Source organism: Streptomyces sp. NPDC103540, from assembly GCF_055584445.1.
Genome location: NZ_JBVJMA010000010.1, coordinates 69,808 through 82,096, shown reverse-complemented (window position 1 = coordinate 82,096; position 12,289 = coordinate 69,808). Strand labels below are relative to the sequence as shown.

The following is a 12,289-nucleotide window of genomic DNA, read 5'->3' as shown; positions in this document are numbered from 1 at the left end:
CCGCGGCATGCTGTTCGGTTCGACGCGTCAGGACGCGAGAACCTCGTCGAGGAGGGCCTCGGCCTTGTCCTCGTTCGTGTTTTCGGCGAGCGCGAGCTCGCTGACCAGAATCTGGCGAGCCTTCGCGAGCATGCGCTTCTCACCCGCGGACAGTCCGCGCTCGCGCTCACGACGCCACAGGTCACGCACCACTTCGGCGACCTTGATGACATCGCCAGAAGCGAGCTTCTCCAGATTTGCCTTGTAGCGCCGGGACCAGTTCGTCGGCTCTTCTGCGTACGGTGCGCGAAGCACCTCGAAGACCCGGTCCAGCCCGTCCTGGCCGACTACGTCGCGAACACCGACGAACTCCGCATTGTCCGCAGGCACACGAACCGTCAGGTCGCCCTGGGCGACCTTGAGCACCAAGTAGGTCTTGTCCACGCCTTTGATCTGGCGAGTTTCGATGGCCTCGATCAGCGCGGCCCCGTGATGGGGATAGACCACGGTGTCGCCAACCTTGAACGTCATGTGACAGGTACCCCTTCCGTGGCTATCCAGGGTAACACGAGAACGGACTGTTATGAATGGCGTTTTCGCAGGTCAGGGCACATCTCGGGGCTTGACAACAGCGACACGAACGTGCTGCGGGAGGCTTCCGGAGAGGGGTATTCGCAGGTCGGAGGCTCTGTGCGGACCGGGCGAAACGACCACGTTACACCTGACGGACGAGCCCACGAGTGTGACGTACGTCCCGTTTTGCCGGATTCCTGGACCGGAAACCGACGTACTCCGTTCGACTGGCGGCCACCTGTACGGATCCGGATCCGGCCCAATCCCGGAATTGATCACGGAGCGGCCTTCCGGGGATTCCGGAAATTGATCACCGGGGCGATCGGCGCGGGATATCGGAATGCAAGATCGCCCGCGCGCGGGCCACACGGCGCAGCGTGCCGCGTGCGCTGCGGAGGGTCGGGTGCGGGGGCGGGGCGGCGGCTCGGTAACCTAAGCGCGCTGACACACCCTTAGGGCGGCTTTACCTCGGCCGTCCCGAGAGCCCACCGTCCCGTCCGTACGTCCTAGGAGTTGCCGCCGCCGTGAGCCGCAGCCTTCGACGCGGCGCCCTCGCCGCTTCCGCCGTCGTGTTCTCGATCGCCTCGCTCGCAGCGTGCGGCGCGGGCAACGACGCGCAGACTCTCCAGATCAAGCCGGACAACGCCGCCGTCACCAAGGGCGACATCAAGATCCAGAACGCACTGGTGATCACCCAGGGCGAGAAGGGCAAGAAGGGGGCCGCCGTCGTCTCGGCGACCGTCTTCAACGCCGGCGACGAACCCCAGACGCTGGACTCGATCACCCTCAAGGGTGCCAAGGCCAAGGTCGCCCTGAAGGGCGCCGAGGGCGCCGGCAAGGTCACCGTCCCGGCCGGCGGCTCCGTCGTGATCGGCGGCAAGAGCAACGCCAGCGCGGTCGTCGAGGGCGGCAACGAGGCGGTGAAGAACGGCGACGTCCAGGAGCTCGTCTTCCAGCTGAGCCGCACCGGCGACGTGGCGCTGGACGCCTTCATCGTCCCGAGCACGGGCATGTACGCGCAGTACGGTCCGACCGAGGCCCCGGCCCCGCCGGCCGCGTCCCCGTCGGGCACCCCCTCGGGCTCGCCGTCCGGCACCCCGTCCGGCGCCGCCGCCTCGGGCACCCCGTCCGCCGGCGCCTCGGGCACCCCCGCGGGCGGCCCGTCGGGTTCGCCGTCCGGCTCCCCGTCGCGCGCCGCCGGCCACTGAGCCGCCGCACCACCACGAGGAAGGGCCCCCGACCGCTGCGGCCGGGGGCCCTTCTCCGTTTTCCGTTCCCTGTCCCGCGTACGCACCACGGCGAACCCGCTCCGGCGAACCCGCTCCGGCGCACCCGCTCCGGCGTACGCGCCCGCGCGCGGGTTCCCGTACGGGTGGTTCACGAACGGGTGGTTCACGAACGGTTCACGGACCACCGCGTCCACGGAGGCCGTCCACGGTCGAAACCGCGGAGAGGACGGCTCGAAACCGTGCGGTCTACGGCTCGAACTTGTAGCCCAGGCCGCGCACCGTGACCAGGTAGCGGGGCGCGCCCGGGTCCGGTTCGATCTTGGCGCGCAGGCGCTTGACGTGGACGTCGAGGGTCTTGGTGTCGCCGACGTAGTCCGCGCCCCACACCCGGTCGATCAGCTGCATGCGGGTCAGTACGCGACCGGCGTTGCGCAGCAGCATCTCCAGGAGGTCGAACTCCTTCAGCGGCAGGTCCACCTTGGCCCCGGCGACGGTGACCACGTGCCGGTCCACGTCCATCCGTACGGGTCCGGCCTCCAGGGCCGCCGGGGTGACCTCCTCCGGCTCGCCGCGGCGGCGCAGGACCGCGCGGATGCGGGCGACCAGCTCGCGGGAGGAGAAGGGCTTGGTGACGTAGTCGTCGGCTCCTATCTCCAGCCCGACGACCTTGTCGATCTCGCTGTCCTTGGCCGTCACCATGATCACGGGGACGTTGGAGCGGCCGCGCAGCTGCCGGCAGACCTCGGTGCCCGGCAGGCCGGGCAGCATCAGGTCCAGGAGGACGAGGTCGGCGCCGTTGCGCTCGAACTCGTCGAGCCCGTCGGGGCCCGTCGCGGCGATGGCGACCTCGAAGCCTTCCTTGCGGAGCATGTAGGACAGGGCGTCGCTGAAGGATTCCTCATCCTCTACGACGAGCACTCGGGTCACGGAAGGACCTCCGGGGCAGGAACGACGGGTTCTGGTTCGGTCAGGGGTGGGGCGGTCTCGGGGGCCGGCGCGGGCCTGGCGGGCTCGGCGGCCGGTGCGGGGGCGGCTGGGGCGGCGGGGGCGGCCGGGGCGGCGGCCTCGGGCAGGCGCAGGGTGAAGGTGGAGCCCTGACCCTCCGAGCTCCAGACCGACACCTCACCGCCGTGCGAGGCCGCGACGTGCTTCACGATCGCGAGGCCGAGTCCGGTTCCGCCGGTGGCTCGGGAGCGGGCCGGGTCGACGCGGTAGAAGCGCTCGAAGATGCGCTCGCGGTCCTTCTCCGGGATGCCGATGCCCTGGTCGGTCACGGCCACCTCGATCAGGTCGCCGCCCGGCGCGGTGACCCGGCGCGCGGCGATGCCGACGCGGGTGCGGGCCGGGCTGTAGTTGACGGCGTTCTCCACCAGGTTCCCCAGGGCCGCCGCGAGCTGGCCGCGGTTGCCCCAGACCCGCAGGTCGGCCGTGCCGCCCGAGGCCATGGTGATCTGCTTGGAGGTGGCCGTGTGCCGGCAGCGGTCGATGGCCTCGGCCACGAGCGTGTCGACCCGTACGGGCTCGGCGTCCTCCAGAGGGTCGTCGTTCTGCACCCGGGAGAGGTCGATGAGCTCCTGTACGAGGTTGATCAGGCGGGTCGACTCGATCTGCATGCGGCCCGCGAAGCGGCTGACCGCCTCGGGGTCGTCGCAGGCGTCCATGACGGCCTCCGAGAGCAGGGAGATCGCCCCGACCGGGGTCTTCAGCTCGTGCGACACGTTCGCGACGAAGTCGCGGCGCACCGCCTCGATGCGGCGGGCCTCGGTGAGGTCCTCGACGAGCAGGAGCACCAGGCGCGAGCCCAGGGGCGCGACGCGGGCGGAGACGGCGAGGGCCTCGCCGCGGCCGGTGCCGCGCCGGGGCAGGTCGAGCTCGATCTGGCGTATCTCGCCGTCGCGGCGGGTGTCGCGGGCCATGTGGAGCATGGGCTCGACGGCGAGTTTGCCGCCGCGCACCAGTCCGAGGGCGTACGCCGCCGAGCTGGCCTTGACGACGGCGTCCCCCTCGTCGAGGACGACCGCGGAGGAGCGCAGTACGGACAGCACCGTGTCCACGCCGGGCGGGAGCACGGCGTTGATGTCGGGGCGCATGGAGCTCCGGGTGGGGCGGGCCTGGTCGCGCTCGCTCCAGCGGAACGCCAGCATCGCGATCACACCGGTGCAAAGACCGGCGATCGCGGCAGCTGCGGCGACCGCCGCGTTCACGTCCATGTATCCAGGTTAAGCAGGCAGAACGACACTTCCACAGCCGTTCGGGTGGCACCTCGAACAGTCGTCGCCCAGAGTTCACCCTGGCGACGGGGTTGATTCACTTGTGGTGCCGGAGTCGGACGCGTTGGGGGCCGAACGTGTCAACGTGGGGCAAGAAGGCCACGCAGCAGCCGAGAAGGCAGTAAGAGCGGTAAGAGAGGGACACCACCATGCGCGACGCGTACCACGAGGAACTGGACTCGATCGGAGAGAGCCTGGTCGAGATGGCCCGGCTCGTCGGTTCCGCGATCGGGCGGGCCACCACCTCCATGCTGGACGCCGACCTGAAGCTCGCGGAGAGCGTCATCGCCGCCGACCAGAAGGTGGACGACCTCCAGCACGACCTCGAAGCGCGTGCCATCGCCCTGCTGGCCCGCCAGCAGCCGGTCGCCACCGACCTGCGCATCGTCGTCACCTCGCTGCGCATGAGCGCCGACCTGGAGCGTTCGGGCGACCTGGCGCAGCACGTGGCGAAGCTGGCGCGGCTGCGCTTCCCGGACACGGCGGTGCCGCGTGACCTGCACGCCACGATCCTGGAGATGGGGCAGCTGGCGCAGCGGCTGATGGCGAAGGCGGCCGAGGTGATCATCACCAAGGACGTGGACCTCGCGCTCCAGCTGGAGCAGGACGACGACGAGATGGACCAGCTGCACCGCACGCTGTTCCAGCACCTGATGGACGACCGCTGGAAGCACGGCATCGAGACGGCCGTCGACGTGACGCTGCTGGGCCGCTACTACGAGCGTTTCGCCGACCACGCGGTGTCGGTGGCCAAGCGTGTCGTGTACCTGGTGACGGGAGAGCACGCGGACGAGCTCCAGCAGCCGACGCCGGTCGAGGGCGTCTGACGGTCGGGGCGTCCGACCGTCGGGGCGTCCGACCGTCGGGTGCCGTCGCGGGGTGGTGGCGCGGGGTGGTCGCGGGGTGGTGGCGGGGCCGTTGCGGGACCGAGCCCCAATGCGCCGTTGACGCGCCGGTGTGGCTGGGCATGAATGAGGCGAAGGCACCACGACTTCCCGTACGCCGCCTGCGAGGAGGCACCATGCCCGATTCCCCTGTCCCCATCACTCCGGAACAGGAGCAGCCGCCCCGACCGGAGCCGCTGCGCCTACCGCTGCTCGCGGCCTGCGGCTGCGGCTCGGGCTGCGGCTGCGGCTGCCAGTCCGGTGCCCCCTGCCAGTGCGGTGGCTGATCCCGCCCCACACGTCACGAGGGCCCCGTCCGATTCCCGGACGGGGCCCTTGGCGCGTTCCGGCCGCGGCGGCCGCGGGTCAGTCGCCGGTGTTGGTGGCCCAGACGGGGCGGCCGGAGGCGTCGTAGACGACCGCGTTGCCGTCGTCCTGGACGGCGAGGTAGCGGCCCTTGTGCCAGGTGCCGGCGGCCCAGACGGGCCGGCCGGAGCTGTCGTAGACCACGAAGTTGCCGTCCTCCTGCATCACGGCGCGGTCGGCCTTGGGCCACACGTTGGGGGCCTGCCAGGCGGCGCGGCCGTCCTTGTAGAGGACGAAGTTGCCGTCCTCCTGGACGCGGAGCACGGTCCGGCCGTTGCCGGAGGTCCAGGCCTGGTTCCTGTAGAGGGTGGCGGGGGCGTAGAAGTGGGCGTCGCTGCGGGCGGCGGCGTGCGCGCCGCCGGAGGCGACGGCGGAGGCGTCCGCGGTCGGCACGGAGGCCATGACGGGCAGGAGGGCGAGAGCGAGCGCGGGCAGACCGCGCCGCACGAGGTTCGTGATCATGCCCCGGTTTCTAGCCCCCCGCCCACCGCCGGGAACAGCGCAGAAACGACCGCCTCACCCGTCCGGCCGATCCCTTTCACCACGGAAACGTCACCGCACCCCGGGCCCACCCAAACGAAGGGCCCCTCCCGGCGACCTCGCCGAAAGGGGCCCACACACCGACCCCGCTCACGGGGGCGCTGTTCGCTCGCTACTTCTTCTTGCCCTGGTTGTTGCTCCGGCCTGGGGCTTTACCCGGCACCCCGGCCCTGACCTGCGGTCGAGCGGTCAGCGATGGTCACCGCCGGCCACCCCCGATCACCCTTCCACGGCCCGGGGACGGCCCGGCGACGGCCCCGAGCTCGCGCGTGCGCAGGGGCCCGCGGCCCTCACTGCGACCGCTCCAGCCCCTCCATCACGGAGTTGTGGAAGGCGAGCTCGTCGGCCCGGCAGGGAGCGGTGAGGAACATCGCCTGAGCCTCGCCGAGATCGCATCCGACCACGGCCTTGGTCACGAGGACCGCGTCCACGCCGTCGCAGCCAATCCCTTTCAGATACTCCTGAAAGGCCGCACCGTCCGGGTTCCCCTCCCAGACTGGTCGGGCCGTCTCCGTCAGGCCGGCTATCCGCATGCTTCGTTCAGCGTCCACAGGGCCTTCCCCAGTCGGTCGAATGGTCAGGACGGCGTCAGCTGCGGTTGACGGGGATCTCATAGACGACCTCGCACAGTGCGGCGGGAATCACGATGTCCGCCGTCTCCACGGGCCGGCCCTGGTCGCTGTAGTACGTCCGCCGGATGTGGGTGACGAGCGCGCCCTTCTGGATCCCGAGGAGCGAGGCCTCCTCGGCGCTCGCGTGCCGCGGCTCGGGCTGCTCGACGGCATGGCTGACCGTGACGCCGATCTCGGCCATGCGGTTGACGACGCCGACCCCGGCGTGGGGCCCGCCCTCCGGGAGCACGACGAGGGTGCCGGCGGTGAGCTCGTACGGCTCCCAGCTCGTCGACAGCTGCACGGGCCGGCCGTCGGCGAGGAACTCGTAGACGGTCCGTACGCACAGATCGCCTTCGCCGATCCCGAGCCGCACCGCGATCTCCGCGGGGGCCGGCACCTTCGCCTCGGTACGGCTCTCCCAGTGCCCCTGCTTCCCCAGGGCCTGCATGTCCGAGCGGAACGGGGAGCCGCCGGGCTGCTCCCGTGCCGACGACCGGACCACGCGTACCCGCCGACGGGGCTCGGCCACGTAGGTTCCCGAACCGGCGCGCCCCTCCAACACACCCTGCGAGATCAGCAGCTCCTGCGCCCTGCGGACCACGTTCTCGCCGACGCCGCACTCATCGGCGATCTGGGCGCGGGAGGGGAGCCGATCGCCGGCCGTCCACTCCTGGTCCGCGATCCGCTGTCGCAGGACATCGGCGATGCGGAGATACGGCGGCTTCTCAGGCATGTGGAAAATCTAGTCCACTAGCTCTAATCTAGTTAACTAGCTTCACTCAACGTGAGTTTTCCGCAACGGAGGCCGACCTGTGCCCGCTTCGGAAGCACGGGCCGACGACCTCGCCGCCCGCCTGTCGGCCCTCGGGCTGACCACGCGTGTGAAGCAGCACGCGACCTACACGTCGGTCGAAGCGGAGGTGCCGGAAACGCTTCCCGACACGACGTGGCGGGAGGTCCTGGAAGTACTGACGGCGGCCGACCGCTTCGGGCTCGTCGCCGGCAGCTCGACCGGCCGCATCCTCTGGGCCGCCGTACGCAAAGAGGCCGACCAGCAGCGATAGGAGCTGATCAGCGTGTTCAACCGTACGAGCCCCACCGCGGCCACACCGGCCGCACGCCGGAGGAGGCGCACCCGTGCCTCCTAGCCGGCAGCCCTCGACAGGGCACGCGAGAACCCCCGCCTACCGATCGACCTCGTGCGCGATCGGCACACACGACGACTGCGCCCACTCGTCGCCGGCCCGGGCCCCGATTGACGTCCCGGTGATCTACGAAACGTGCGACTGCCCGTGTCACCCCGTAGGCGACCCGGCGGAGGTGCCGCGGTGAAGGGACGCACCCCCGCCGGGGCGCCGGCCGCCAACGCCGGGTCCATCACCCCGAACGTGCGGCCGCACTTCGAGCCGAACAACGCACGGACTTCCCTCCGCTGGACCAGGAAGCGGTGACCGCCCCGTGCCTTCCCGCCGCCAATCCATCGCCGATGACCTGCGCCGCCAGATCACCGCGGGCCACTTCAAGGCCGGCGAACGCCTTCCCTCGGAGGCCCAGCTCGCCGCGCACTACACGGTCAGCACGCCGACGCTCCGCAACGCGCTCTCGCTACTCCAGGGCGAGGGCCTGGTGGAGAAGATCCACGGCAGCGGCAACTTCGTCCGCCACCCGCGTAGCAGGACCACATACACAGGCGGCCGTCCCTCGGCCTGGATCACGCCCTCCGCACCGCTCCGATCAACCGTCCACGCCAGGCACCTCCGGGCCCACGATCCCCTGACCACGCTCCTCAACGTGGCCCCCGGCACCTCGCTCACCGAAGTCCTCTGCGTCACCCACGAAGACCGGTCGCCGCACAGCCTGTCCCGCATCTACATCCCCCGCGACTTGGTCCCGGCCGGCCTGTCGGCCCCCGCCGACATAGCGGCCCACCTGACCGAACTCGGCCTGCCCCTCTCCGAAGTACGGGAAACGGCCTGCTCACGCCTCCCCACCCCCGAAGAAGCGACCACCCTCCGGATCAGCCCATCGCTGGCGGTCCTCTCGATCACCCGAGTGGCGATCGACACCACCGGCCGCGTGGTCGAGGCGGCGCTCATCGCCTACCCGGGCGACAGAGCGGACGCCCTCTTCATCACCAGCCACCCGACCGAAGAGAGGACCCCAAGGCCATGACCCCGCACAACGAACTCCGCCTGCTCCCCTGGTCGGGCCCCGACGGCAAGCCCTGCTTCCTCAGCACCGACTCCCCCGACAGCCACCTCTCCCGCCTGGCCGACAACATGGAGGAGATACAGCTCGGCCTGGCCACCGAACTCCTGACCCACGCGCACGAACTACTCGCCGACCCGGAGGCAGACCGCGTGGAACTCCACCTCTTGGCCTCAGACCTCAAGGGTGCCCTCCACGCCGCAATCCGAGTAGCGCGCAGCCGCGGCCACCGCCTACCCCACCCCGCCTTCGGCGCCTTGGCCGAACCATCCATGCCCCCGCATCCGCACTAGCCACAGCACCCCTCAAGCAGCGACAGGGCGACCCCAACACACCACGGGGCCGCCCTGTCGTGCTACGCACATGGCTCCGGAAGGGCCGTGCTTCTGAGGCGTCCGTACAGGTGGGAGAACTATAGGTTGGCAGCCAGGTCTGACCGGTCCGCAAGTAGGCCGCATCCCGCGAGAGTGCCGCGGCGACTCACCAGGCAGTGATGTGGGCTCGCGGGTTTCGTTGTTGGTATCCGAGTCAGGAGCAGGTCAGGCGCGCTACCCTCACGCTCATCACTGAGTATGGGAGCCTCGGATGTCCACACCTACTGGCACGGAATTGTCCGTTGAAGGCGAGAGCATTCAGCAGCTCTACAATGATTACACATCCAGTAAATTCTTGGTGAATCGTCGCTACCAGAGGAAGCTGGTTTGGGGGGTTGAGGAAAAGGAACGCCTCATTGATTCAGTAGTTCAAAAACTTCCAATCCCGCTTATCCTTCTGGCCGAGTCTTCCGGGGATCACTTTGGACGCCTTGAGGTGATCGACGGGCTCCAGCGGCTCAACTCTGTTTTCTCATTCATCGAGAATGAGTTTTCGTTGAATGGCGAATATTTCGACCTAGAAACGCTTGCAGACACCAAAATTCGCCTCGACAGCGGGTCCATCTCACAGAAGTCCCCGGTGCTCGATCGCGACACCTGTCGAAAGATTGCCAACTATCGCCTCCCCGTTTCCATCTATCGATCGGCAAGTGACGAATCGGTCGATGAAGTATTTCGGAGAATCAATTCCAGCGGGCGCCATCTCAGCCCTCATGAAATTCGCCAGGCGGGCGCAACCCAGGCGATCGCCACTCTTGTGCGGCGGCTGGCTTCCACAGTGCGCGGTGACGCTTCCTTTACGGACTTTGTACCCTTGTCCGGTATGGCGAAGATCAGCATTACGAATCATGACCTGCCGTACGGTATTTACGTCGAGGATATCTTCTGGGTTAAGCAGGGGATCTTGACCCGTGAGTCCGTGCGTGAATCAAGGGACGAAGAGCTGATCCTAGACATCCTTCTGGATTTGCTACTGGAGCGGCCAGCTGCAACAGGGCTTAGGTATCGCGACTCGGCCTACGGCGTCGAGAACGATCGAGCCGTCACGAGTGCGGATGTCGTTCACCGCAGGATCGCTTCGATGGGCGAGAGTGAACTCGAAGACCGTTTCGTCAACACTCTGGAAGTGATTCGAGCCGCGCTTGAAGAATCTGCCAAGCCGTTCGCTACCCTCACTGTCACCCAGCAGAACTACAGAGGAGTCCCTAGGCACTTCCAAGCGATCTTCGTCGCTATCAATCAGCTGCTGCACGAAGACAGCCTGGAGCCAAAGAGCAGCAAGGATCTACTCTGCCTCCTCTCTGGTTTTTGGGACGGAGACCTGAGCATCCCGTCGGGTGGCGGCGACTGGGGGGCTGAACGCAAGAATCAACTCCTGGAAATGGCAAAGGCGGCGCTACGTCCAGCTTTCAAGAAAAAGACGGACGCCAAGAGTACGCACCTCAAAGACCATTCGGTCCGTTTCGAAGCAGCGCTCTCAATGGCACTGACGGAAGACGCCCTATTTGAACTCAAGCAAGGGTTTTGCCGCATCAACGACAGCGGCACTTTCGATGATGCGAGCTTCGGCAAGATTCTCCGCACGGCGAGCGCTATGGCAAATCACGGTCGCGGAACTAAGGGGGTCATCTTCATTGGCGTCGCCGACGATGAAAGTGACGCCAGATCCGTGGAGCGCTTCGCTGGGATCGAGGCTCTAAAATACGAAGAATTCTTCGTCACGGGAACCCAGCATGAACTATCAGCTCTCGGTAAGTCCCCAGACGAGCTTTGGCGCGAATTGATTCAGAGAATTAAGAGCTCAAAGCTCGATCTCGATTTCGCCGAGAACTTGGCGCGCAGCCTTATGCCTTTCCGCTACCAGGGCTACTTGATCTGGCGCCTCGATCCCGCGAGCACTGGAAATCCGGTTACGTATGACAACCGCTTCTATGAAAGGGTTGGTCCGCAAACGGTAGAGGTTGTGGGGCAATCAATCATCAGTCTGGTGAATCGCTTCCAGTAGCAGTTAAGTTGATGAAGCGGGCCTGGCCGGCGGTCTGCTCGGGCTGGATTTGATAGAGCCCAGGGTCCGTACGCCCAGTCAATGTGGTCCGCCTTTGAACTGGCCTGGTAGCGGAACCGGTTCGCCATATTGACTACCTCCGACTCCCATCCCGTCTGCCGTCGACCCACACGCCGTGGAGCAGGCGCAGGCCCTGGCGTCCAGGTGGAGCGCGCCACTGTACGAACGACCTGGACGCCAGGGCCTGCGCCTGCTCGGCTCTGCCTGGGTCGATGGCAGACGGGATGGGAGTCCCCACAGCTACCACCCATCGGTCGGCACCCGCGTACGGTCCTCTCCCATCCCGGAGCCTGAGCGCCCCCGCCGGAGGCATTCGTTCTGACCGGCAGCCGACGGATCGGCTCGGTTCACCCCATCGAGCCCTGAGCCACAGTGGCGCGCGGCCGGCGGGCCGGGCGGGAGCGGGGCGGAGACAGGAGCGCAGGCCCGGGGCGACGGGCGCGCGACGCCGCCTTGGCGGCGGAAGCGCCCTTGATGAAGTAGAGAAACTCTTACCGCGCCGCCCGGCTCAGAGCGCGAAGGGCTTGTAGGACAGGGCTCGGTCCACGACCTTCTCGGCGGTCAGGTCGGGGTCGAAGTCCCAGTAGATGTAGTCGCTGATGTGGGGGCACCTGAGGCCTGAGGTGAGGGTGGCCAGGGCTGCGTTGGCCTCGGACTCGTCGGTGGTGGTGCCGTCCAGGAGGCGGGCGACGAGGGCTACCGCTTCTTCGCGGGTCACGCCGGGAGGAGTTGGCGGCCGTCGTGGCTGCGGACGTGGGGGCCTGCTTCGTCCAAGGCGTCCAGAAGGCGGATCGCGAAGACTTCGGACATCTGCGCGGAGACCTCCTCCGGGGTGAGCCACGCAACCGCGGTCGACTCCTCCGAAGTGCGTTCCGTGCCGCCGGTCGGGGTGCAGCGGAAGACCAGGGCGACGATGCCGCGGGTGGTGTTCTTGTAGACCCCGGTCAGGTCGTTGACCTCGACCTCGATCCCCGTCTCCTCCAGGACCTCGCGGCGGACACCGGCCTCCGGGGATTCGGTGAGTTCGAGCACTCCGCCCGGCAGTTCCCAAGTCCCGTTGTCCGCCCGGCGGATAGCCAGGAGCCGGCCGTCCTCGCGCAGGACCGCCCCGGCCACGGACACGGAATGCAGTGGCGTTGACTTGACCTGCGGGGAACCCGTACTCATGTACAGGAGCATAGGAGGAA

Annotated in this window: 15 protein-coding genes; 7 read left to right on the top strand and 8 right to left on the bottom strand. The window is 68.0% G+C overall.

The genetic code is table 11. The features are described 5' to 3' along the window. Positions 1 to 27: 27 nt before the first annotated feature. On the bottom strand, positions 28 to 510 hold the full coding sequence (locus ACZ6ZI_RS24205; protein WP_003953493.1) for a CarD family transcriptional regulator: 483 nt from the start codon (positions 508 to 510) through the stop codon (positions 28 to 30). Positions 511 to 1,076: 566 nt separating this feature from the next. Here ACZ6ZI_RS24205 and ACZ6ZI_RS24200 point away from each other — a divergent pair. Beyond that, positions 1,077 to 1,760 carry a DUF461 domain-containing protein gene (locus ACZ6ZI_RS24200; protein ID WP_469524129.1) on the top strand — a complete coding sequence of 228 codons (684 nt, stop codon included), beginning with the start codon at positions 1,077 to 1,079 and terminating at the stop codon, positions 1,758 to 1,760. 267 nt (positions 1,761 to 2,027) lie between these two features. Here ACZ6ZI_RS24200 and phoP read toward each other — a convergent pair whose 3' ends face one another. Both phoP and phoR read right to left on the bottom strand, forming a co-directional pair. Beyond that, a complete protein-coding gene (gene phoP, locus ACZ6ZI_RS24195; RefSeq protein ID WP_466527820.1) occupies positions 2,028 to 2,699 on the bottom strand; it encodes a two-component system response regulator PhoP in 672 nt (223 codons plus the stop codon). 5 nt (positions 2,700 to 2,704) lie between these two features. After that, positions 2,705 to 3,991, bottom strand: coding sequence for a two-component system sensor histidine kinase PhoR (gene phoR / locus ACZ6ZI_RS24190; RefSeq protein ID WP_469524127.1), 1,287 nt, complete (start codon positions 3,989 to 3,991; stop codon positions 2,705 to 2,707). 209 nt (positions 3,992 to 4,200) lie between these two features. Here phoR and phoU point away from each other — a divergent pair, with 209 nt between their 5' ends. Both phoU and ACZ6ZI_RS24180 read left to right on the top strand, forming a co-directional pair. Next, the gene (gene phoU / locus ACZ6ZI_RS24185) at positions 4,201 to 4,878 is read left to right on the top strand and encodes a phosphate signaling complex protein PhoU (RefSeq protein WP_469524125.1); all 678 of its coding nucleotides are present in this window, start codon (positions 4,201 to 4,203) and stop codon (positions 4,876 to 4,878) included. A 194-nt stretch (positions 4,879 to 5,072) separates the two neighbouring features. Further along, a complete protein-coding gene (locus tag ACZ6ZI_RS24180; RefSeq protein ID WP_167344738.1) occupies positions 5,073 to 5,222 on the top strand; it encodes a hypothetical protein in 150 nt (49 codons plus the stop codon). A 79-nt stretch (positions 5,223 to 5,301) separates the two neighbouring features. On the opposite strand, the gene ACZ6ZI_RS24175 is transcribed toward ACZ6ZI_RS24180, so the two are convergent. The 3 genes from ACZ6ZI_RS24175 to ACZ6ZI_RS24165 all read right to left on the bottom strand — a co-directional run bounded on the left by ACZ6ZI_RS24175 (position 5,302) and on the right by ACZ6ZI_RS24165 (position 7,188). Then, on the bottom strand, positions 5,302 to 5,763 hold the full coding sequence (locus ACZ6ZI_RS24175) for a hypothetical protein (protein WP_469524124.1): 462 nt from the start codon (positions 5,761 to 5,763) through the stop codon (positions 5,302 to 5,304). A 368-nt stretch (positions 5,764 to 6,131) separates the two neighbouring features. Continuing rightward, entirely contained in the window at positions 6,132 to 6,272 is a 141-nt protein-coding gene (locus ACZ6ZI_RS24170) for a hypothetical protein (RefSeq protein WP_469524122.1), read from the bottom strand. A 157-nt stretch (positions 6,273 to 6,429) separates the two neighbouring features. Next, positions 6,430 to 7,188: a GntR family transcriptional regulator gene (locus ACZ6ZI_RS24165; protein WP_469524120.1), complete on the bottom strand. Its 759-nt coding sequence runs from the start codon at positions 7,186 to 7,188 to the stop codon at positions 6,430 to 6,432. 79 nt (positions 7,189 to 7,267) lie between these two features. On the opposite strand from ACZ6ZI_RS24165, the gene ACZ6ZI_RS24160 reads away from it, so the two are divergent. The 4 genes from ACZ6ZI_RS24160 (at position 7,268) to ACZ6ZI_RS24145 (ending at position 11,042) form a co-directional block, all read left to right on the top strand. Beyond that, positions 7,268 to 7,519, top strand: a complete 252-nt coding sequence (locus ACZ6ZI_RS24160) for a hypothetical protein (protein ID WP_469524119.1) — start codon at positions 7,268 to 7,270, stop codon at positions 7,517 to 7,519. Positions 7,520 to 7,913: 394 nt separating this feature from the next. Continuing rightward, positions 7,914 to 8,627 carry a GntR family transcriptional regulator gene (locus ACZ6ZI_RS24155; protein WP_350998659.1) on the top strand — a complete coding sequence of 238 codons (714 nt, stop codon included), beginning with the start codon at positions 7,914 to 7,916 and terminating at the stop codon, positions 8,625 to 8,627. Then, positions 8,624 to 8,956, top strand: a complete 333-nt coding sequence (locus ACZ6ZI_RS24150) for a hypothetical protein (RefSeq protein ID WP_350998656.1) — start codon at positions 8,624 to 8,626, stop codon at positions 8,954 to 8,956. The genes ACZ6ZI_RS24155 and ACZ6ZI_RS24150 overlap by 4 nt, the downstream gene beginning before the upstream one ends. A 292-nt stretch (positions 8,957 to 9,248) precedes the next feature. Further along, positions 9,249 to 11,042, top strand: a complete 1,794-nt coding sequence (locus ACZ6ZI_RS24145) for a GmrSD restriction endonuclease domain-containing protein (protein WP_350998654.1) — start codon at positions 9,249 to 9,251, stop codon at positions 11,040 to 11,042. A gap of 568 nt (positions 11,043 to 11,610) precedes the next feature. On the opposite strand, the gene ACZ6ZI_RS24140 is transcribed toward ACZ6ZI_RS24145, so the two are convergent. Both ACZ6ZI_RS24140 and ACZ6ZI_RS24135 read right to left on the bottom strand, forming a co-directional pair. Next, positions 11,611 to 11,820, bottom strand: coding sequence for an e9imm peptide (locus ACZ6ZI_RS24140; RefSeq protein WP_469524117.1), 210 nt, complete (start codon positions 11,818 to 11,820; stop codon positions 11,611 to 11,613). After that, the gene (locus ACZ6ZI_RS24135; protein WP_469524115.1) at positions 11,817 to 12,281 is read right to left on the bottom strand and encodes an NUDIX hydrolase; all 465 of its coding nucleotides are present in this window, start codon (positions 12,279 to 12,281) and stop codon (positions 11,817 to 11,819) included. The genes ACZ6ZI_RS24140 and ACZ6ZI_RS24135 overlap by 4 nt, the downstream gene beginning before the upstream one ends. Positions 12,282 to 12,289 lie beyond the last annotated feature (8 nt).